The sequence below is a fragment of the Candidatus Uabimicrobium amorphum genome (genome assembly GCF_009002475.1).
Classification (GTDB): Bacteria; Planctomycetota; Uabimicrobiia; order Uabimicrobiales; family Uabimicrobiaceae; genus Uabimicrobium; species Uabimicrobium amorphum.
The window spans coordinates 7,632,706-7,654,032 of sequence record NZ_AP019860.1 but is presented as its reverse complement, the minus strand read 5'-3'; the positions used below and the strand labels follow the sequence as shown (position 1 = coordinate 7,654,032).

18 protein-coding genes are annotated in these 21,327 nt (G+C 40.4%); 16 read left to right on the top strand and 2 right to left on the bottom strand.

Features of this window, described 5'->3' with window-relative positions:
- Positions 1 to 40: 40 nt before the first annotated feature.
- A complete protein-coding gene (gene accC, locus UABAM_RS26715; protein WP_151971048.1) occupies positions 41 to 1,372 on the bottom strand; it encodes an acetyl-CoA carboxylase biotin carboxylase subunit in 1,332 nt (443 codons plus the stop codon).
- 34 nt (positions 1,373 to 1,406) lie between these two features.
- Positions 1,407 to 2,192 carry an enoyl-CoA hydratase-related protein gene (locus tag UABAM_RS26710; protein WP_151971047.1) on the bottom strand — a complete coding sequence of 262 codons (786 nt, stop codon included), beginning with the start codon at positions 2,190 to 2,192 and terminating at the stop codon, positions 1,407 to 1,409.
- Between the two features lie 276 nt (positions 2,193 to 2,468).
- On the opposite strand from UABAM_RS26710, the gene UABAM_RS26705 reads away from it, so the two are divergent.
- The 16 genes from UABAM_RS26705 (at position 2,469) to nrfD (ending at position 21,287) form a co-directional block, all read left to right on the top strand.
- Positions 2,469 to 3,668, top strand: a complete 1,200-nt coding sequence (locus tag UABAM_RS26705; protein ID WP_151971046.1) for a DUF790 family protein — start codon at positions 2,469 to 2,471, stop codon at positions 3,666 to 3,668.
- A complete protein-coding gene (locus UABAM_RS26700) occupies positions 3,665 to 4,483 on the top strand; it encodes an MlaE family ABC transporter permease (RefSeq protein WP_151971045.1) in 819 nt (272 codons plus the stop codon). Before UABAM_RS26705 ends, UABAM_RS26700 begins: the two co-directional genes overlap by 4 nt.
- 10 nt (positions 4,484 to 4,493) lie before the next feature.
- Positions 4,494 to 5,621, top strand: coding sequence for an MlaD family protein (locus tag UABAM_RS26695; RefSeq protein ID WP_151971044.1), 1,128 nt, complete (start codon positions 4,494 to 4,496; stop codon positions 5,619 to 5,621).
- A 45-nt stretch (positions 5,622 to 5,666) separates the two neighbouring features.
- A complete protein-coding gene (locus UABAM_RS26690; RefSeq protein ID WP_151971043.1) occupies positions 5,667 to 6,266 on the top strand; it encodes an ABC-type transport auxiliary lipoprotein family protein in 600 nt (199 codons plus the stop codon).
- Between the two features lie 4 nt (positions 6,267 to 6,270).
- Positions 6,271 to 7,146, top strand: a complete 876-nt coding sequence (locus UABAM_RS26685) for an ABC transporter ATP-binding protein (protein WP_151971042.1) — start codon at positions 6,271 to 6,273, stop codon at positions 7,144 to 7,146.
- Entirely contained in the window at positions 7,143 to 7,544 is a 402-nt protein-coding gene (locus UABAM_RS26680) for an STAS domain-containing protein (RefSeq protein ID WP_151971041.1), read from the top strand. The genes UABAM_RS26685 and UABAM_RS26680 overlap by 4 nt, the downstream gene beginning before the upstream one ends.
- Complete coding sequence (locus tag UABAM_RS26675; protein ID WP_151971040.1) at positions 7,528 to 9,246, top strand: SpoIIE family protein phosphatase; 1,719 nt, start codon at positions 7,528 to 7,530, stop codon at positions 9,244 to 9,246. The genes UABAM_RS26680 and UABAM_RS26675 overlap by 17 nt, the downstream gene beginning before the upstream one ends.
- A gap of 464 nt (positions 9,247 to 9,710) precedes the next feature.
- A complete protein-coding gene (locus UABAM_RS26670; protein WP_151971039.1) occupies positions 9,711 to 10,502 on the top strand; it encodes an SCO family protein in 792 nt (263 codons plus the stop codon).
- 101 nt (positions 10,503 to 10,603) lie between these two features.
- Complete coding sequence (ctaD, locus tag UABAM_RS26665) at positions 10,604 to 12,265, top strand: cytochrome c oxidase subunit I (protein ID WP_151971038.1); 1,662 nt, start codon at positions 10,604 to 10,606, stop codon at positions 12,263 to 12,265.
- Entirely contained in the window at positions 12,265 to 13,053 is a 789-nt protein-coding gene (locus UABAM_RS33825; RefSeq protein WP_152022059.1) for a cytochrome c oxidase subunit 3 family protein, read from the top strand. Before ctaD ends, UABAM_RS33825 begins: the two co-directional genes overlap by 1 nt.
- Before the next feature lie 15 nt (positions 13,054 to 13,068).
- The gene (locus tag UABAM_RS26655; protein ID WP_151971037.1) at positions 13,069 to 13,404 is read left to right on the top strand and encodes a cytochrome C oxidase subunit IV family protein; all 336 of its coding nucleotides are present in this window, start codon (positions 13,069 to 13,071) and stop codon (positions 13,402 to 13,404) included.
- Positions 13,405 to 13,434: 30 nt separating this feature from the next.
- Complete coding sequence (gene coxB, locus UABAM_RS26650) at positions 13,435 to 14,370, top strand: cytochrome c oxidase subunit II (protein WP_151971036.1); 936 nt, start codon at positions 13,435 to 13,437, stop codon at positions 14,368 to 14,370.
- 146 nt (positions 14,371 to 14,516) lie between these two features.
- Positions 14,517 to 15,950 carry a c-type cytochrome gene (locus UABAM_RS26645; protein WP_173013594.1) on the top strand — a complete coding sequence of 478 codons (1,434 nt, stop codon included), beginning with the start codon at positions 14,517 to 14,519 and terminating at the stop codon, positions 15,948 to 15,950.
- A 9-nt stretch (positions 15,951 to 15,959) separates the two neighbouring features.
- Positions 15,960 to 16,943: a cytochrome c3 family protein gene (locus tag UABAM_RS26640; RefSeq protein ID WP_151971034.1), complete on the top strand. Its 984-nt coding sequence runs from the start codon at positions 15,960 to 15,962 to the stop codon at positions 16,941 to 16,943.
- Positions 16,944 to 16,987: 44 nt separating this feature from the next.
- Positions 16,988 to 19,984, top strand: coding sequence for a molybdopterin-dependent oxidoreductase (locus tag UABAM_RS26635; protein WP_151971033.1), 2,997 nt, complete (start codon positions 16,988 to 16,990; stop codon positions 19,982 to 19,984).
- On the top strand, positions 19,962 to 21,287 hold the full coding sequence (gene nrfD / locus UABAM_RS26630; RefSeq protein WP_151971032.1) for an NrfD/PsrC family molybdoenzyme membrane anchor subunit: 1,326 nt from the start codon (positions 19,962 to 19,964) through the stop codon (positions 21,285 to 21,287). Before UABAM_RS26635 ends, nrfD begins: the two co-directional genes overlap by 23 nt.
- The last annotated feature ends 40 nt before the right edge of the window (positions 21,288 to 21,327 follow it).

The following is a 21,327-nucleotide window of genomic DNA, read 5'->3' as shown; positions in this document are numbered from 1 at the left end:
TACTGCGGACAGATTGTTTTATCATATCTTGTCTCGCAGACTAATCTAATAAATTTTCTAAAAATTGCGTAGTATAATTCCCAGAAATAAACTCTTCATTTTCAATGATCGATAGAAGCAGTGGAATAGTTGTTTTTACTCCTTCAATTTCAAAAGCCTGTAGTGCTTTCTTCATTGTCGCAATAGCATCTTGGCGATCTGTACCATGTACAATCAATTTGGCGATCATGGAATCGTAGAAGACCGGAACCTCATAACCTTCTTTTACGTGAGTATCCAGGCGCACTTTTTCAGAAAGTTCAGGTGGTACAAATTTGGTGATTTTTCCTGGGCATGGTTTAAATTTTTGTTGAGGGTCTTCCGCATTAATGCGGCATTCAATCGCATGCCCTTGTATTTTTACGTCGGACTGTTGGATGGAGAGTTTGTGGTTAGCGGCTATTTTCAGTTGTTCGTTTACAATGTTCGTACCTGTTACCATTTCTGTGACGGGATGTTCGACTTGCAAACGGGTGTTCATTTCCATAAAGTACAAATTATCCCCATCCATAAGTAACTCCATCGTTCCCGCATTGCGGTAACCGATTTTTTGTAGAGCATGTGTGAGCTTACTACCGATTTCCGCGCGTTTATCGTCTGAAATTACGGGGGAAGGTGACTCTTCAATGAGTTTTTGGTGGTTACGTTGAACGGAGCACTCGCGCTCCCCTAAATGAATGACATTGCCATAATGATCGGCAAGTATCTGAAATTCAATGTGTTTACCACCAGTTATGTACTTTTCGAAATAGATGTCAGAGTTGGCAAATGCCTTTTCTGCTTCAAGAGATGCTTCTTTAAACTGAACAAGTAAATCTTGGGGAGTTTTACAAATGCGCATACCCTTTCCACCACCACCGGCAACCGCTTTTAGTAACAACGGAAATCCAATCTCTTGGGCTTCTTCTTCAGGTTTGGTGACGATACTTTTTGAGCCAGGAATAACATCTACCCCCATAGAGCTCATGGTTGTTCGCGCTTCGTTTTTGTCTCCCATTTTCATGATTGTATTTGCCAAAGGTCCAATAAAACTTATATTGTATTGGCTACATAGCTCTGCAAATACGCTATTTTCTGACAGAAATCCATAACCTGGATGTATTGCCTGACACTCCATTTGTATTGCAGCTTGTAAAATTGTTTCCATATTTAAATAGCTTTTACTGCTTTGTGCACGACCAATACATATTGATTCGTCGGCCAAAGAAACATGAGGCGAATCTTTGTCTGCTGTAGAATATACTGCGACAGTTTTGACTCCTAGCTCATGACAAGAACGTATAACACGGCAAGCTATTTCTCCGCGGTTGGCTATCAATATTTTTCTAAACATAAAATTTTTCCAGATCTAAGATACGCCACATTCTCTAATTTTCTATTCTCCAATGAGGCTTTCTTTTTTCGAGAAAGGCTTGAAAACCTTCTCGTCCTTCGTCACTCATTCTCATTTTGGCAACAGTTTTTGCACCGTGCACCAAAAACTCTGCGTAGCTCATATTGGGGACATCACGTAACAGCGCTTTGGCCATTTGGGTTGCATTTGGGCCACACTGTAAAATGTGATCGCACAACAACGCTATTTGGCCCGTAAGGTTTTCGAATTCGCATACCTCACTCACTAAACCAATGGCATGTGCTGTCTGAGCGTTTATTTTTTCTCCCGTAATAAAATACCTACGTAAGTAAGTGGGTGGTATTTTATGCAATAGATACGCGGTTGTACATGCAGGTACAAGACCTGCCTTTGCCTCAGAAAGAGAAAATACAGCTTCTGTAGAACAAATAGCAATATCGCATGCCGCGACAAAGCCAACACCACCTCCAATGGCAGCACCTTGAACTTTGGCAATGGTTGGGATTTCTATGCTGTAAATATCGTCAAACATGCAAGAAATCTCATACATGTCGTCATAGTTTTTTTGGTAATCGGCATGCTGTGCGTCTTTCATCCACTGAAGATCTCCCCCTGCACAAAAATGTTTCCCTGCCGCACAAATAACCAGCACGCGTATGTGAGAGTTTTTAATTTTTTGTATCGCACCTCGAACCTCGGAAATCAACTGCGCATTGAACGCATTGCACACATTGGGTCTATTTAACATCAAATATGCTATGGAGTCTTCCATGGTTAGTTGAATGTTCTGGTAATCCATCTTTAGTACCTCAATTTTCAAGGTGTTGGGCAGGGGGGCCTACAACGTTAGTTCGAAAAGTCACACATTCTAAATGTCTTAGTGTGCTTTTATCTTCGCAAATAGCACCATCAAAAATACAGTTGGAATTGTGTAACGATATGTTTTGATAATGCATAATGTATGCGAAATGACAGGACAAACGTACGAATAATAAGAATTCTTCGTTGCGAAAGTTAAATCTTATTGTTACTATAAAACAAATTCAAGCAAATTATAAAAAAAATAAGAGATCTCATGTTAACTTCTCATTTAGTGCGTACGAAAGTACACGGACAGTACATAAAACCTAGCTATATAAAAGAAGCAGATTCCTCACTATTGAACACTGCGGTGACACTTATTGATATGTACAATCACCACCGCGGAAAAACTAAAGGAGAATTAAACAGCTGTTTTGAAGAGTGTTTTGGGCAATCCTCTAACAATATAGTTAACCGAGGACTCTATAAAATACTTGAAGACCGTTGTGAATTTGAATTTCTTGCAGAGCAAGATCCCATTGCTTTGCGCGAGCAACTTTTTGTCCTCGCCTCACAAAAACACCAAAGTGGTTGTTTTGTACGTGAAGAAATTATTTCTCAAGTGACAGAGCACCTAGATTTACCCAGTGAAAATTTTGACAAACTTATCTTTTCTGATTTGAAAGACAATCACGTTATGATAGACTTTGCCGAAATTTCCGCGGAGAATTTGCTACGCCGCTACAATACCGCATTGGCACAAGCTGTTTTATTGAAAGCGGATAATTTGGAAATTACGATAAAAGATAAGGATCCACGTCGGTATCGTCAATTGTTCCGGGCCATCAAATTTCGTCAACTGTTGTATACAATTAACGGCAATGTGAAAAACGGGTTTAAGATAGTCTTAGATGGACCAATGAATCTCTTTCGTTCTTCACAAAAGTATGGCCTACAAATGGCATTGTTTTTTCCAGCTCTACTACTTTGTGATCGTTGGCAACTTCGCACCCAAGTTGCTTGGAAAAAAAAAACAAAAATATTTCGCGTCGATCACAAACAGAATTTATACTCACATTACCCCGATACGGGAATGTTTATTCCAGAAGAAGTAAAAATTTTTCTCGAACGATTTTCAGCACTGCAAAGTGAATGGGACATTTCTTCTCATCCAGATTACATTGAGATGGAGTCGCAGCAAATCTGTATACCAGACTATGTCTTTACGCACAAAACAAAAGGCATTGTTGTTTACCTGGAAATATTTGGCTTTTGGCGCAAGTCAGCTCTGCAAAAGAGATTGCAAATGGATATGCAGGAGAAAAACATTTTGCTGGCTGTTTCCGAAAAACTCGACGTAGGAGAAAAAGCAGAGTCTCACAACAGCAGATATGTTTACAACTATAAGACTGTTCTTATTCCCAAGGCAATACTTGAGATGTTAAACTCTCTCTATTTGAAGGAACAAATATGATGCATCGCATACTACTCTATCTTCTAGGAGTAATGAAAGCGATTTTTCTTCCCATCACCAAATTTTTAGAATACATTGGTGGACTGGGAATTTTATTTTGGCAAACGTGTTTATATGTACCTTCAGCCTTACCTTTTACCAAAAAATCGAAAGCCAAATATATTGTCGCACAATTAAAGAAAATAGCTTTTGATGCTTTACCTATCGTAATCCTAATGGCCTTCTTATTGGGAACTATCCTTGCTTTACAAGCTGCGAAACAACTCGAACGATTTGGCGCAAGTCTTTATATCGCTAACCTTGTGGGAATTTCGCTTTCGCGTGAAATAGGGCCTATATTGATTTCCATTATCATTGCTGGTCGCACTGGATCTTCCACTACCTCGGAAATTGGAACCATGTTGGTTACGGAAGAGCTTACAGCTCTGAAAGCTATGGGGATCGATCCCATTCAGATTTTGGTGATGCCAAAAATGGTGGCGATGTTAATTGGTCTACCTGCGCTTGTCTTAATTGGAGACTTAGTGGGGATTGCTGCAGGTTTTTTTGTCGGATGTGGACTGCTAGGCATTCCTTTTGGGGATTACTACGCACAGACTGTGAAGGTGATGTCTTTAACTCATATTTGGGTAGGGATACGAAAATGTTTTTCCTTTGCCATCATCATTACCATGATAGGATGTTACCGAGGCTTTTGCATTTCTGGGGGAGCGGAAGGTGTGGGGCGTGAAACCACAAACTCGGTTGTTCACGCTATTGTATCTATTATTGCGGTGAACTCTTTGTTCACAATCGTTTTCTTCTACGCAAGATAAGGAGAGTCGTATGAGTCCGGTGACTATATGGCAAAAAATAGGTGCGGGAATTTTTATTGTGTTAACTGTGACATGCTGGGCATTTTTCAACATCACTCTCGCGAGCAAGGAAACAGGAAAGCGTTATGTGGTATTTTTTGAAGAATCGGTGCGTGGATTGGCACCGAGTTCTCTTGTGTGTTACAATGGTATTCCCGTAGGGAAAGTGGTTAAGCTCGACAATGATCTCAAAAAAAATCGCGTAAAAATAGAAGTTCTCATTTCTGATCCGCAGATTCGTATATTTTCTATTACAAAAGATGATAAGGGCGAAGAGCGAGGGACAAAAGCAAAATTAGTGACGTACCTCATGACCGGTTTACAATATATTGATTTACAGGGATTTGGTAAGGATGAGCTAAAAGAAGGACGGACAATCCCGACGATAAAAGACAATGTCGTTGCACGTATAGAGGGACAGTTTAAAGCCATTTCCCAACAAACAGAAAAATTTGCTTTGCGTCTAAATAACGTGTTGTCGGACGAAAACATCGAACACCTGAGTGGCATAATTGCCAACGCCGAAGCAATTTCGCAAAATATAGCTGTTGCCACTTCTCCTGAAAAACCTGATGGTATCCCCTACCGTTTGAATGCCGTGCTCGAAAATGCCAACCGTATGGTCGCCGAAGATTCGGAAGTGGATAAAATATTGCGCAATGTTGTCGTTTTAACAGATCCGAAAAAAAATGGTGTTTTTTATTTAATACGCGACATGAGGAAAGAGTTAAAAAAAGTGTCACATTCTGTAAATACACTGGTGAACAACATCAATCGCCTTATCGATTCGAATGGAGAAAAAGAGGATGCGACACAAACACTGAAAGAGGTGAATCTACTTTTAAGAGAAAATCGCCGCAGTGTTAACGAAATTATGCAGAATTTTAGTCGTATATCTGCGACCGCAGACCGAGAGTTTTTAAAGATAGCAAAAAATGCCAATAAGACCGTGACCACATTTAACCATTTTTTACAAAAAGAACTTTACCAAGCTAGTTCGAAAATGAGTGTTCTTCTTACTGAGCTAGCTAATGTCGTGCAGATTCTGAAGGCAAAACCAAATGCCTTACTTTGGGGATCAGATGTTCGTCGGAAATAAAGAAAGGAGTACTGGGGCGTTTTGCGCAAAAACCCGGTATGTCGTATGAAAAAAAACATATATTTTATGTGGATAGTGAGCATTTTGCTGCTGTTGGGGTGTTCGTCTCCTGTTGCACTTGGCCACTATAGTTTAGAATTTTTTGCTCCTTCGTCAGATAACACGACATCTCTTACACAAGATAGCGTAGGAATTGAGGACTTTTCAAGTGTCAAAGCGTTAGACCGCAATGAAGTTTTACTGCGCACTGGGGAGACCAACCAAGTACTTTTTGCGACACACAGTCTGTGGTGGGCTTTACCAAAAGAGATTGTCAGCGAAACATTTCACAACTATCTTGAGGCACAAAATGTCTTTGTTCATGTAGTCCATTATCCCACATTACAGAAGATTAAATACGTCGTTCAGGGAAAAGTTCATCGTTTTGAGATACGGCAAGGTGTCGATAAATGGGAAACAGTTTTGGCAATACAACTCTACCTCATCGATGCCGAAACTCAGAAAATACAATGGAAATCCGGAGTTATCGAAAGCAATCTTACATGCGAAGCAGACATGGACAGCGCCGCAACATCTATGGAGGAGAACTTAGTGCGTATCTATGACCTGCTCCTAGAAAAACTCAAAGACTTTCTTAAAGTTTGATAATATGACAACTGTAGTTTTAAAGAACATTAGCAAAAGTTTTTTTAACTCTAAGTTGAAAAAAATGGAGATAGTGCTCAACAACATTTCTCTTACTGCACAGCATGGGGAAGTCACGGTACTTATGGGACAGTCGGGATGCGGAAAGAGCACATTATTCCGCATTCTAATAGGTGAAGAGATTGCCGACAGCGGTTGTGTCTCTATATTGGAAAAAGAGGTATTTCCTCTAAACAAAAAAAATTTGCAGGAAGTAAAAAAGAAATTTGGTATTTTATTCCAATACGGTGCGCTCTTCAATTCGATGAATGTGGGAGATAACATTGCCTTTCCGATTTTAGAACATCAACCCCAGCTTCATCGCGACATTATCGACATTATGGTCGATACAAAATTGCGTCAAGTTTCACTAGAACCAGAAAAATTCAAACATAAAATGCCTGCCACTCTGTCGGGAGGAGAACGAAAACGCGTTGGTTTGGCCAGAGCTTTGGCTTTGGACCCACAATTGATATTTTACGATGAACCTTCTGCTGGTTTAGATCCTATTGTGAGTAGAACCATCGATAAACTGATCAAAAACTTGGTGAAAATGTTGGGAATTGCGTCTGTAGTGATCACCCATGAACTGGATAGCGCCTTTGCCATCGCAGATCGGATGATTATTCTAAAAAGAGCCGTTCCCGAACATAACGACGATTGGGATGGTACGATCGTTTATGAAGAAGGTACTCCCGATGATTTGCGTAACTCACAAAAACCATATACAGTAGAATTCCTCGGAGAGTTTTCCAATTTTGAAATTTGTAAAAACTGTCGTTTCGTCCAACAAAAACAATTTACCACTTGTGAAAAGTGTGGAAAACCGCAGAGTGAATGAGTGGTTACTTTAAAAGAAAGGAGAAGTGGCACAAGAAATATTTGCAAAAAGATGCCACATTACCCATGGAAATAAAAGTAGAAGAGGTCTCGCCACAAATGTCAGTGATTATCCCCCAAGGTGAAATTGACATGGGGAGTTCAGGTGAATTGCGCGATGTGTTGCATAAGACCACCAAAAATAAAGTACAAACGATTATTGTTTCTTTAGAAGATGCCGGACATATAGACAGCTCTGGTATTGCAACACTTATTGAAGCTCTGAAAAAAGTAGAAGCCTATAGTGGTGAGCTACGGGTTGTCATCAACACCAAAAAAATATTTAATGTATTCAAAATTGCCAATCTAGATATGGTTTTCAAAATCTACGAAAGCACTCAAGATGCAAAAAACGCTTAACGAAAGTGTTTACATTCAGTTATCTAGTAACCCCAAGATGGCGACGTTTTTGCGCAACAATGTTCATAAAAGCTGTTCTATGGTTGGTTTTGATGAAGAGCAAACAGACATGATTGTTCTCGCCGTGGACGAAGCATTTACCAATATTATTCGCCATGGCTACAAAATGGATTTTACCCAAAGAATCGATATTCGTTTAAAGATACATGAGAACAAGTATTTTAAAATTATACTGCAAGACAATGCACCTATTATTGATAAAAATTGTATTAAGGCTAGATGTTTAGATGAAATAAGACCGGGAGGGCTTGGGGTACATTTTCTGTATACTATCATGGATTATGTCGAATACACGACGATCAATGAACGCAATGCTCTCATCATGACCAAGCATCTACCTAAAAAATCACGTACCAAGCGCCTAAGTTCCGTGAACCAACAGTTGTTACAAACACTTCTCGACATCGGACGTTATGTTCACCAAATTCTAGACCTCGATACCCTCCTCAATGTTATCGTGAATGAGGTGAAAAATCTGATCCAATGTGAATCGGTAAGTGTACTTCTCGAAGATCGCGAAACCAAAGAACTTTTTTTTCATACCGTATTAGACGAGAACAAAGAAGTCGCGAATAAATTGCGTGGACTTCGTTTCGATTCCAATAAGGGTTTTGCTGGCAAAGCTTTTGCCTCAGGTGAACCGCTTCTAGTACGCGATGTAGAACATAATCCCGAACACTATAACAAGATAGACGAAGATACAGGGGCAAAGACGTCTTCGCTTCTTTATTCACCTCTCAAAGTACAAAAGCGCGTTATTGGACTCTTGGGAGTCAAAAATAAAATTAGCGGTTCCTTTTCTGAGCAAGATGTAGAAGCAGTTACCGCTATTGCTAGCACCGTGGCGCTGTCGATCGATAATGCCTATGCTCATGAAACTTTACAACAAACAATACCTGACTTATCCGAAACCAATAGGATAAGAAAAGAAATTGAATCGGCGCGTTTGATGCACCAAGCGACTCTTCCACAAGCACTCCCGAGCATTCCACAGCTCGATATTAGTGCTGTTTGTCAACCGGCAACGGAAGTAGGTGGCGACTACTACGATTTTATTCGTTTGAATGAGAATAATCATGCCTTTGCTGTTGGCGATGTGAGCGGACATGGCTTAGAAGCGGGAATGATGGTATCTATGGCACGTAGTTGTTTGTATACCCAGGTAAATTTTTCTAACTCGATTAGCGATGTGATGACGGCCATGAATCGCATGGTGTGTGGTAGTATTGACAAGAACTTGATGATGACGTTTTTGTTTGCGGTGTTCAATACGCAAACGAAGGTAATGGCTTTTGCCAACGCCGGTCATCCATACCCATGTTACTACCAAGCCAAGTCAGACACATGGCAGTTAATCAAAGATGGAGAGTTTCCTCTGGGAATTCACGAAGAATTTCAATATTCAACGCATCGAATACAATTTGACAAAGGAGACTTTGTTGTTTTATACTCCGATGGAATTTTAGAGGCTTCTGACGAAAATAAAGAACACTACGGACTCGAAAGATTACTGAAGCTACTTGGTTCAAAAAAATGGATGAACGCTCAGGAAATACAGCTCGCCATGTTGCGCGATGTGCGTAACTTTTGCGAAAGTTTGTTTCATGACGATTTAACTATTTTGGTAATACATTTTCTGTAAAGTGTTGCAATATTTCATCTTGATGAGATCTATTCTCTAAATATTGTGAAATAACTTTAAGATAATCGCTATGTATTCTCGCGATAGGTTGCAAAAAGGACACGGACATGCTATAATGTAGACATACGATTTTTTGCTAGTAAATGAATATTCCACATAACATTTTTTTTGGCAAAAAAAAATTTTGTTAGACAAGAGTAGTTAAATTTGTTATACCGAAGTCCGAAACAAGTCTAAAAAGGCTTTAGATCTTTTACAAAATTTAAATCCACATAATTTTTTCGGTTAAATACTAAGATAGGTTTTCTTAACGTATCACGAAAAAATTAGTATCCTAGTCTAACAGTATCCGAAAATATTATTATGCCAAAAATCTCACAGACAATACAGTTTGTATTGACAAAGTACTCCTCTAAATCTCCCCAAAACCAAATTACTTCATTCCATCGACCAAGGAAAAAAATATGAAAACGAGAAGTTTGTTTTTATCTTTTTTTGGCATTCTTGTACTTTTATGTCCTCAAGTTTCTGCCAAAGAAATAAAAATCGGTATAGAAGAACAACTTGGAAAACAGGTTCCTCTTGACCTAGAGTTTACAGATGAAAACGGCAAGAAAGTAAAATTAAAAGACCTCTGCGACAAACCAACCGTCCTAGCTCTTGTTTACTATCGCTGCCCAGGAATTTGTACTCCACTGCTCAATGAATTACAAACAGTTATTGATAAGGTAGATTTAGAACCTGCGAAGGATTTTCGCGTCATTACCGTGAGTATTGATCCGAAAGAAACCTCGGAAACAGCACGCGAAAAAAGAACCAACTACACAAATTTGATGAAACGCAAGAAAAACTTTCCGCTTGATGGATGGCGCTTTCTTGTAGGAGATGAAGACAATATTCGCAAACTAGCTAGTGCTGTCGGATTTCGTTATGTTCCTGAAGGCAACGAATTTCGCCATGCCGGAGCTTTGACGATACTATCTCCTGAAGGAAAGATAATTCGTTATTTGTTTGGTCTACGCTACCTACCGTTTGATTTAAAAATGGCGGTCGTAGAAGCTTCTGAAGGTCGTGTCGGCCCAACAATAGCAAAAGTTCTCAAACTTTGTTTTAGCTACGATCCAGAGGGAAAAAGATACGCTCTCAATATTGTGCGTATTTCAGGAGTAGTTGTTTTATTCTTCGTATCTATGATAGCGGCATTCGTGCTCTTGACTAGAAAAAAAGTTGTCCCTGAACCGACAACCCAAGCTTAAATAACTCTTCACAAAAACAGTAATACAATTCACTGAGAGGAAACTCTCAATAAAGATTATCATACAGTGACTTTTTTCTTTTACTTAGAAAGGTCTTTCTTATGGCGCAAACAGCAGCAGAACTCTCTTACACACCATATCACAGAGAAACAAGCGCCTTCTCCGGGATTTTCAGTTGGATATTTTCCACAGATCATAAGCGTATAGGTATTCTCTATATGATTTCGGTCCTAACGATGTTTATCGGTGGACTCTGTCTGGGGTTACTTATTCGTCTTGAGCTAATTGCTCCTGGAGCAACGGTTATCGATGCTCCTACGTACAACGCTGTTTTTACACTGCACGGCGTAATTATGATCTTTTTATTCATTATTCCTGGCATCCCTGCGATATTTGGAAACTTTATTATGCCTCTGCAAATAGGTGCGGAAGACGTTGCATTTCCACGTCTGAATCTTCTATCGTGGTGGCTATATATTTCGGGAGCAGCGCTTCTCATTATTGCGCTTTTTACCGGAGATAAGCTTCCTGACACTGGTTGGACGTTTTACGCTCCTTACAGTACTGCAACGGAGGGGAATATTTCTCTAGCAGTTTTTGCAGCGTTTGTTTTGGGATTTTCTTCGATCCTGACTGGTTTGAACTTTATCACGACAATTCACAGATTGCGCGCCCCAGGAATGACATGGTTTAGAATGCCTCTTTTCTGTTGGGGACTTTACGCAACCGCGTGGATCCAAGTACTAGCAACCCCTGTTGTAGGGATTACACTACTGCTTGTTATCCTTGAGAGAGGTTTTGGAGTGGGAGTTTTTGATCCAGCGATTGGTGGGGACCCAGTTTTATACCAACACCTTTTTTGGATTTACTCACATCCAGCTGTATACATCATGATTTTACCTGGAATGGGTGTAATTTCCGACTTACTACCTGCTTTTACTAAGAGAACAATCTTTGGTTACAAAGCCATCGCATTCTCTACTGTTTCCATTGCCGTTGTAGGTTACATGGTATGGGGACACCATATGTTCACAAGTGGGATGTCTGGAACTGCGCAAATCGTCTTTTCATTTCTGACATTTTTAGTGGCCATTCCTACGGGAATTAAGATATTCAACTGGATTGCCTCCTTGTATAAAGGTTCCATTGAATTACGCGCGCCCATGCTGTACACATTATCTTTCATTTTCCTATTCTCCATCGGTGGACTTACTGGTCTAGTACTAGGTGCTTTGGCAACTGACATGCACGTTCACGATACCTACTTTGTTGTAGGACACTTCCACTATGTGATGTTTGGTGGTTTAGGAATCGCACTTTTCGGTGCAATGCACTATTGGTTCCCGAAAATGTTTGGCAAAATGTATAATGAAGCAGTAGCGGTTGTCGCTTGGGCTCTCATTTTTGTTGGATTTAATGTTCTATATTTCCCAATGTTTATACTAGGTTGGAATGGAATGCCACGTCGCTACTACGACTACCTTCCTGAATTCCAATACTGGCATGTAGTGTCTACCATTGGTTCTTGGATTTTGGCACTTGGTATCTTTATGATGCTATTTAACCTAATCCGCGGAATCACAAGTGGTGAAAAAGCAGAAGACAACCCATGGGGAGCTTCTACATTGGAATGGACAGTTCCATCTCCGCCACCGCTTTTGAACTTCTTGGAACCTCCACATGTTACTCATGGTGCTTACGATTTCGAAGCAATGAACAAAGGTAAAAAAGACAGTAAAAAGAAGAAAAAAGGTAAAAAATAATGAGTCATACCGCTAATGTTGCAGCTCCTGCTCATATTCATAAGGATTACAATGGTGCAAAAATAGGCATGTGGTTATTTTTGTTTACTGAAGTTCTTCTCTTTGGTGGACTTTTCCTCATATATGCCGTATACCGCACCGCGCATTCTCATGACTTTGCAGAAGCAGCAAAAGAATTGAATGTTGTTTTGGGGGCACTAAATACCGCTGTACTCCTCACAAGTAGTTTGACAATGGCTCTTGCTATTGCTTGTATACATCGGGCAAAAAAGACTCTTGCTCTTACATATCTTGGTATAACCATACTATGCGCACTTGTGTTCATGGTCATCAAGTATATTGAATGGAGTGGGAAGATTTCTCACGGATTATATCCTGGTTCTGAATTCATTATGGCAAACTATTCCAAAGGACAACGGATATACTTCGGCCTTTATTACAGCATGACAGGGCTACACGCTTTACACGTAATTATCGGTGCTACTATTTTAACCGTAATGTTTTACGTAATTTATCAAAGACCAAATGAAACTCATCGTTGGGATGTTTTTGGTAAAGACGCACTCAACGGCTGCCGTGTTGCTATTCTTGATAAAGATGGTAATGAAAAATGGGGTAGCGAGATTGACGAATCGGTAAAACAAGTACATCTCAAAATGAGGTACTATTCCACGCCAAAACGCATAAAACATGAAGACTACGTTAGCTTAGAAAATAGTGGTCTGTATTGGCACATTGTAGATGTTATTTGGATTTTCTTATTCCCATTAATGTACCTAATCGGCTAAATCAAGGAGAATAACATGGATCATGCTGAACACCATGAAGAGCACCCCATGATTGGTTATGGGACATACATTAGTGTGTGGTTAGCTCTTCTAATACTTACGTCTTTAACTGTGGCAATTGCAGGGTTCGACTTAGGTCAATACACAACCGCTGTAGCGATGTTGGTGGCAGTCGTTAAGACGACACTTGTCGGTTTATACTTCATGCACCTTCGCTATGAACCAAAAGTATTCCACTATATGATATTGGTAACTTTTCTGATTATGGTGGTGATTGTGATATTCACATTTATCGATGACTATCGATTTAGCTATTTGAACCACGAAGTACAAGCTGAAGTCCACCATTAAGGTCAGCTTTTTTTTAGATGAGGAAATACTATGTTTCTAGCAGCTTCTAGTTATGCAAGTAAAGTAGATTTTGCGTTTTACTTCATTATCTACACCTCTGTCATTCTACTGGGTCTTATCGTTGGTTTTATGTTGTTTTGCGTAATAAAGTACAGCAAAAAGAACAATCCGGTTCCTACCCAGATCGAAGGACATGTTGGCTTAGAAACCGCCTGGACAATTGGCCCGACCATTATCGTAATGATGATGTTCTACTATGGTTATCAAGGATGGATTGATATGAAAACCATTCCCGATGACGCCATGGAAGTCAAAGTTATCGGAAAAAAATGGTCTTGGTCTTATGAATATAAATTCACAGACAACGGCGTAGAAAAAGTCAAAAGAAGTGGTACACTTGTTGTACCAGTAGATCGTAATGTAAAACTGCGTATTGAATCCTTGGATGTTTTACACAGTTTTTATATTCCTGCGTTCCGTATGAAACAGGATGCTGTTCCTGGGACTCCTTATTATATGTGGTTTCGCGCCACTGAGGTGGACCAAAAGTACGACGTTTTCTGCGCAGAATATTGTGGAGATTCACATGCATATATGAGATCATATGTCGAAGTAGTTTCCGCAGACGCATTTGAAGAATGGGTACGCAAAGAACCACCTCCGGAAGAGATGGGTGAAAAACTATTTCACGAAATTGCTGCGTGCTCCACTTGTCACTCTATCGACGGCTCAAAACTCATCGGCCCAAGTTTAAAAGGGATATGGGAACGTAGAGGTAAAGTAGTTACCGACGGCAAAGAACGTTCAATCGTCGCCGATGAAGAGTACATCATCAACTCAATTCGTTATCCACAAAAGGATTACGCAAAAGGTTACGAAGGTGTCATTATGACCGCTTTCGATGAAACCGTTTTGAGTGATGAAGACATTGCAAAAATTATTGAGTATCTCAAAACTCTCAAGTAGTTGAGATGGTATGTTGAACGAGAGAAAACTCTGTTTTCTCTCACAACAATTTTCTGTGCACTCAAAAAAATGGTTAAAAATGATTACTAACAAAACAAAGTACTCATTATCCAAAATAGTACATAGATTGCATGAAAGGGAAGATAATGGGTGAAATTATTGTGCCCCCTTCACTCGGTGGCCTAACATTATTTAAATATCTGATCATATTTACTTTTGCCATTCATTTACCTTTTATCTGTTCATTGATGGGAAGCCTAGTTCTTTCTTTGGGCTTTGGCGCTTTGGGTAAAGATCAAAACAACGAAACATATTTGCGTCTTTCCAAAGATCTCGTAGACAAGACCAGTGTTAACTTTGGTGTGGGAATTCTTTTGGGAGTTCTTCCTCTGGCAACACTGATCGTTATGTACCTACAATTGATGTATGGTGCCAATACGATGATGTCTCATCAGTGGTTAGCAGTATTAGGTTTATCCATCGTAGGAATTGCATTTGTATACGTTTACAAGAATTCTTTCTCCAAAAGAGATGAAAATTTCTTGATGCACTTTGGCATGGGTAAGACCGCCGTGGGTCTACTTTTTCTAACATATTTTGTATTTCTGAGTAACAAAACGTTTATCCTCTACCCACACAATTGGGCGATCGTGGAATATCCAATTCTACAATCTTTTTCATCGGTAAACCTAACTCAGTTTATACACTTTAAACTACTATGTTTTGTTTTCGCTGGTGCGGCGATTATTTTTCATTTCCGCCTATGGCCGAGCAAGGAAGAGCAAGAACAAAACAAAGAATATTACAATTACGCTACTAAAGTAGGTCTATATTGTGTACTTGTTGGTACAGTGCTACAACCAGTTGTTGGCATCGTAGATCTATATTTCCTACCAGAAGCGGCAGTATCATCAGTTACCGGTAACCTCTACATTGCAAATGTTGCATGGGGCTTGGTAATTTGTTTGGCAGTTTTGGCTGCGGTACAGTATCGCGGAGAGCCAGAAAAAGGCGTTACCTCAGGTGTTGTTCTGAGTTTCGCAGCTTTGTCTGTCTTCATGCTTCTAAATCAATTGGCGGTTATGATTGTCATTCTACTGACAATTGCTGCTGTGATAGGTTATCTTGTCTATCAAACACCTGGGCGTATGGCCGAAAAATGGGTGGTAGCTCTAGTATTTGGTAGCTTGGCACTGACACTTGGTAGTGATTTCCACTCACGTAACAACTCGATGATCGAGCATCTTGCGTATTTGGATGAAGTTGCGCCAAGACCTGTCGAGCATAATCCTGCAGCGATAGCGATGAAGATTTACGAAGTTAATTGTAAGACCTGTCACTCTATTGATGGTTCTCCAGGAGCAGGACCAAGTTTTCTTGGTATCTATGGTCGTAAACAAATTGTAATGACCAACGGTGAAGAGCGCGAAGTTACTTCTGATGATGAGTATATCACCAACTCCATCATGAATCCAGGCGACGATGTTGTCAAAGGATATCAGAATGTGATGCCAGTTCAAAACTTGACTCCCGCAGAAATCGAGTCGATGATTGCTTACATGAAAACGTTGAAAGAATAGGAGACGAAAATGCCCAAGTTAATATTAACTTCCGTGATCGTGGGATTTCATGGCTTTTTCGTATTACTCGGTATTGCTTATGGATATGGAGTAGAGAAGCACGCAGAATCTCTTGAGCAGCCGATAGCCTTTAGCCACTACAAACACGTGAAGAAAGCTGGCTTGCAATGTAATTATTGCCACACAAAAGCCGCAACGACAACGCGTGCGGGTATTCCACCTATCGAAACATGTATGGAATGTCATAACGCAATTAAGACGGATAGTCCTGAAATCCAAAAGATACATGCATACTACGGCAAACAACTTTTTGAAGTAGATGCCGAAGAGCATAAAAAAGACTTGGCGGAAGGTAAATTGACCAAGCTGGAAAAAATCTTTGCACAGCAAAATCACATTTTGCCAGTAACAGCAATGTTGCAAACAAAGTCCAAAGACAGCAAGTGGAAGATTACCGACACAGGACAAGAAGACAAAGAATACGAAGTTGTCGAAAACGAAGGTGTCTTAGAAGTACGTGGAGTGAAAAAGCCCATTCCGTGGAAACGTGTATATTGGGTACCTGATCACGTGTACTTTTCACACAAGAGACACATTAAAAATGAAAAATCTCGTTACTTTTTGTTTAACGCTCCTGCACAAGACGAAGAAGGAGTTGAGCATACTGAGTACTTAAACAGCTTGACGATTTCTGACGCTCTTAAGTCCGAGTTCGTAAACAACAAAATGCCGATTTCGGATGAATCAAAAGTCGTAGCAAAAAGTGACAGTGAGTGGTGGATTAACGATCCTGACAAAGATCAGCCGTACTCTATCACCAAAGAAGGTAAACATATTAAGGTCTCCAAAGTAGGATTAGACTGCACCGAATGTCATGGTAAAGTGCAATACATGGGAATTCCTCGTAAATTGCCTTCATTGCGCATGGGTTGGTGTGTTCAGTGTCATACGAAAAAAGGAGCTTCTTTAGACTGTGTTACTTGTCATAAATAATTGATATTCAATAAACACAGATAACGTACACACGGAGGAGTGTTATGAAACGTAGGGATTTTTTAAAGCTTCTAGGCGTTGCTGGTGCAGCGACAATGAGCACTTCTTGTATTGAGACATATCACTGGATGGGTACCAAGTCTCGTAGAAGATACTCCTATTTGACAGCCAAAGAGGAAGAAGCAGCAAACGGCGAAGCTTACTACGCAAGTACTTGTATGGAATGTTCGGGAAGTTGCGGTGTTGAAGTACGCGTTCGCGAAGGCAAAGCCGTCAAATTAGAAGGCAACACCGAGCATCCTGTAAACCACGGAGGATTGTGCGCTAGAGGACAGGCATCTCTGTCCCGTCTGTATGATCCACAACGTTTACAGTCTCCAAAAATGAAAAATGCAGACGGTAACTTTGAAGACGTGAGTTGGGGAAAAGCATACGCGGCAATCACCAAAGTAATCAAAGGTGCTGAGCAGAAATACTATTTGTCTGGTAGAACCACTGGTTCGTTGTCAGAACTAATAGACTCTTTTTGCAAAAGTCTGAAGGTCACAAAATTGCCAGAATTTGAGCCGTATGCTCACGCTAACTTGCGCATGGCGAATAAAATTGTCTTTGGGCAAGCGGATGTACCTGCTTACGACGTTGAAAACAGCGACATGATGTTTACCATTGGCGCAGAAATGCTAGATACGTTCGTCAGTCCTGTTTCACACGCAGTGCAATTTGGTAAAGCCAAAGCACGAGGCGACTGGCAATGGCTACATGTAGAACCGCACCTCAGTTCTTCAGGCCTTAAGGCTTCAAGACGCTACACCATAAAACCACAAGGTGAGGTGTACCTACTGAGATGGCTTATTGGTAAGCTTGCAAAGACATTCAAGAACCAACTTGCTGAAGATGTTGTGAAAAAAATTACAGCAACAGATGAAGAGGCTTTAAAGTCTGGTCTACAAATAGAGCAACTAAATCCGATACTAGAAGCTCTAAAATCAGCGAAGAAACCTCTTGTGGTAAGTGGTGGTACATCGATTACACATGAGACAGGTTTGGAAGTTGCTGTACTTACAGCGCTTTTACAATGGGGACTTGGTGGTGAAACAGTTAACTTCACACATAGCCAAAACTATGCCAATGTAGGAACTCGTCTTGATTTAGCAAATACAACCTCGCTACTAAAAGATAAAAAAATAGATGTGCTATTTGTGACTCGTTGTAATCCAAATCTTCACAGTGCTGACTTTAAGGCCCAATTCAATAACGCGAAGTTTAAAATTGGTATGGGTATGAAGTTGGATGACACTTTAAGTGAATGTGATGTCGTATTACCAATGTCACACTTTACAGAGTCATTGGACGATGCACAGCCACGTAGAGGACTTCTAAATTTAATACAACCTGTTGCAAAGGCAAATAACACCAAACAAGAAGGTGATGTTCTTCTTGAATTGGTAAACATTCTCGATAGTGAGACAGAATTGCCAGGTCTTTATGAAGATTATCTTTACGATAAATGGGCAACGCTCAATCCAGGCAAGCCTTTTGTCCAGAATGAATTTCTCGCAAAAGGTTTTTATGAGACAAAAGTTGAGGAAGTAAAACTGTCTCTTGATGCCGCAGCGAGTGGTGAATTTGTGAAAAATGCGACACTTGCACCTGGAATAAAAGATGGAAACACCTTATTCGTTATTCCGTCTATTCGTTTCTTTGACGGCCGTAGTAAAGATATTACTTTGTTACAAGAGATACCAGACACACTCACCACAATTACCTATGGCGAATGGGTATCTGTAGCGCAAAAAACTGCAGAAGCCCTCAACATAAAAGACTGTGACGAAGTAGAAGTGAAATCTGGGGATTTCTCTGTAAAACGTCCTGCAAAAATTCAACCAGTAATGGCGGACGGAATTCTTACGATACAAGAACCGCATTTACTTGGACAGTTGAAAGTAGACGAACGCAGTGGTGAAGCGATTGCAAGCGTTTACGAGTCCTCTATTGTGAAGACGGGTAAACAAATACCTATTCCGATTTTGAGTGGGTCAATGGAATCACGTGATGACGGATCTATATATGACCGACAAAACGGAATCAACCGCCGTGGTGTCATACCATATGGATATGATCCTCATGGCCATGGCGCTCATAAAGATGAACACAAAGATGAGCACAAAGATGAGCACCACAAAGATGACACTGTTACTCATGAAAACCATGACCACAGTAAAGACGAATACGAACATGAAGCACGTAAATCTCTATATCGTGACAACCACGATGAATACGAGATAACAACCGGAGAACGTTCACCATATCGTTGGGCAATGGCCGTAGATTTAGATACGTGTAATGGTTGTGTTGCTTGTGTTGCTTCTTGTTACATTGAAAACAACGTTGCCATTACAGGACCAGAGGAACACCTCAAGGGACGTGAGATGTCTTGGTTGCGCTTCGAACCATATGTATACGAAGATGAAGAAACCAAGGAAGAAACCATCCAAGTTGTACCAATGATGTGTCAGCAATGCGAAAGTGCCCCTTGTGAGTCTGTATGTCCTGTATTTGCCGCCTATCATAATCCAGATGGACTCAATGCGCAAATCTACAACCGTTGTGTAGGAACAAGATATTGTGCAAACAACTGTCCTTACAAAGTTCGTCGTTTCAACTGGTTTGACAATGGTTACAAAGGAAGACACCTTCCTTTACACACTGTACACAACCCAGATGTCTTCGTTCGTACAAAAGGGATTATGGAGAAGTGCACTTTTTGCGTCCAACGTATTCGCAGCGCAAAGGATATAGCGAAAGATAAAAAGACGTTGGTCGGTGAAGGTGAAGGTCAAGTACCAGTCTCCCCTGCTTGCGTACAAACTTGTGCTACAGGTGCTCTGACTTTCGGAAACATATTAGATAAAAATTCAAAAGTATACAAAATGGCTCAAAAAGATAATGCACACCGCATTTTCGAAATCACAGGTATAGGCCCTAGTGTATACTATCTTGGAAAGAAGGGAAGCAAAAATGACACAGGAAAACACGGCTAAACTCACCAAAGATGAACTTGATGATACCATCCTATATGCGATGGAAAAGCCGACCATCTGGTACTGGGTTGCACTTGCCGTGTCCGCAACTTGCTTTTTCTTTGGCATAATATGCTGTTGGGCATACCAAGTTTACACAGGTCTTGGAGTCTCCGGTCTAAACAACCCTGTAGGATGGGGAGTCTACATTACAGACTTCGTATTTTGGGTAGGTATTGCGCACTCTGGTACGCTAATCTCGGCAGTACTATTCCTGTTTAGAGCGAATTGGCGATGTAGTTTTAACCGTTCAGCAGAAGCGATGACCGTATTTGCGGTAATGACCGCAGGTCTTTTCCCTTTGATTCACTTAGGGCGCGTCTGGCTATTTTACTGGTTAATGCCTTATCCAAACCAGAGGCAGTTGTGGCCGAACTTTCGGTCACCGCTGATCTGGGATGTATTCGCCGTTAGTACATACTTTACCATTAGCGCTATTTTCTTCTATGTTGGTATGTTACCAGACTTAGCAATTGTTCGAAGAAAAGCAACAGGTATACGCAAATGGGCGTATGGTGTTCTATCCATAGGATGGAAAGGGACACAAAAGCAATGGAAACACTATAATCAATTATATATGTTCCTTGCAGCCTTTGCGACCCCGCTGGTAATTTCTGTACACTCTGTTGTATCTTGGGACTTTGCAATGGGTATTGTTCCTGGGTGGCACACCACAATATTTCCACCGTACTTTGTTGCTGGGGCGATTTTCTCCGGATGTGCGATGGTAATTACCCTTGTAGTGCCTATGCGTAAAATCTTTCGTCTAGAAAGAGTCATTACAATAGACCATTTTGAAAGCCTTGCAAAACTGATGTTGGTTACTTCTATCATTGTAACCTACGCTTACATTGTCGAGTTTTGTATCGCATTTTACAGCGGAAACATGTTTGAAGCGTACGCCTTTAAATATCGCCTAGTTGGTGATTATTGGATTCCATACTGGATCATGCTGATTTGTAACTCCATGATTCCATTCGTGGTATTTTTCAAGAAAGTTCGCCGTAATCTAGTCGCGCTATTCATTATCTCCATTTTTGTAAACATTGGAATGTGGTTCGAACGTTTCAACATCATTGTAATCTCTCTATCTCGCGATTTTTCACCTTATTCGTGGGGAATGTATACTCCAAGTTGGGTTGAATTCGGTATTACTATTGGAAGTTTTGGCTGGTTCTTCTTGCTATTCTTGATATTCACCAAAACATTGCCAATCGTAGCGATTACCGAGGTCAAAGAAATCATTTCTGCGGAACATCATTAGGATCGATAACGGGAAAAATTCCCGTTGTCTTTAAGGAGAC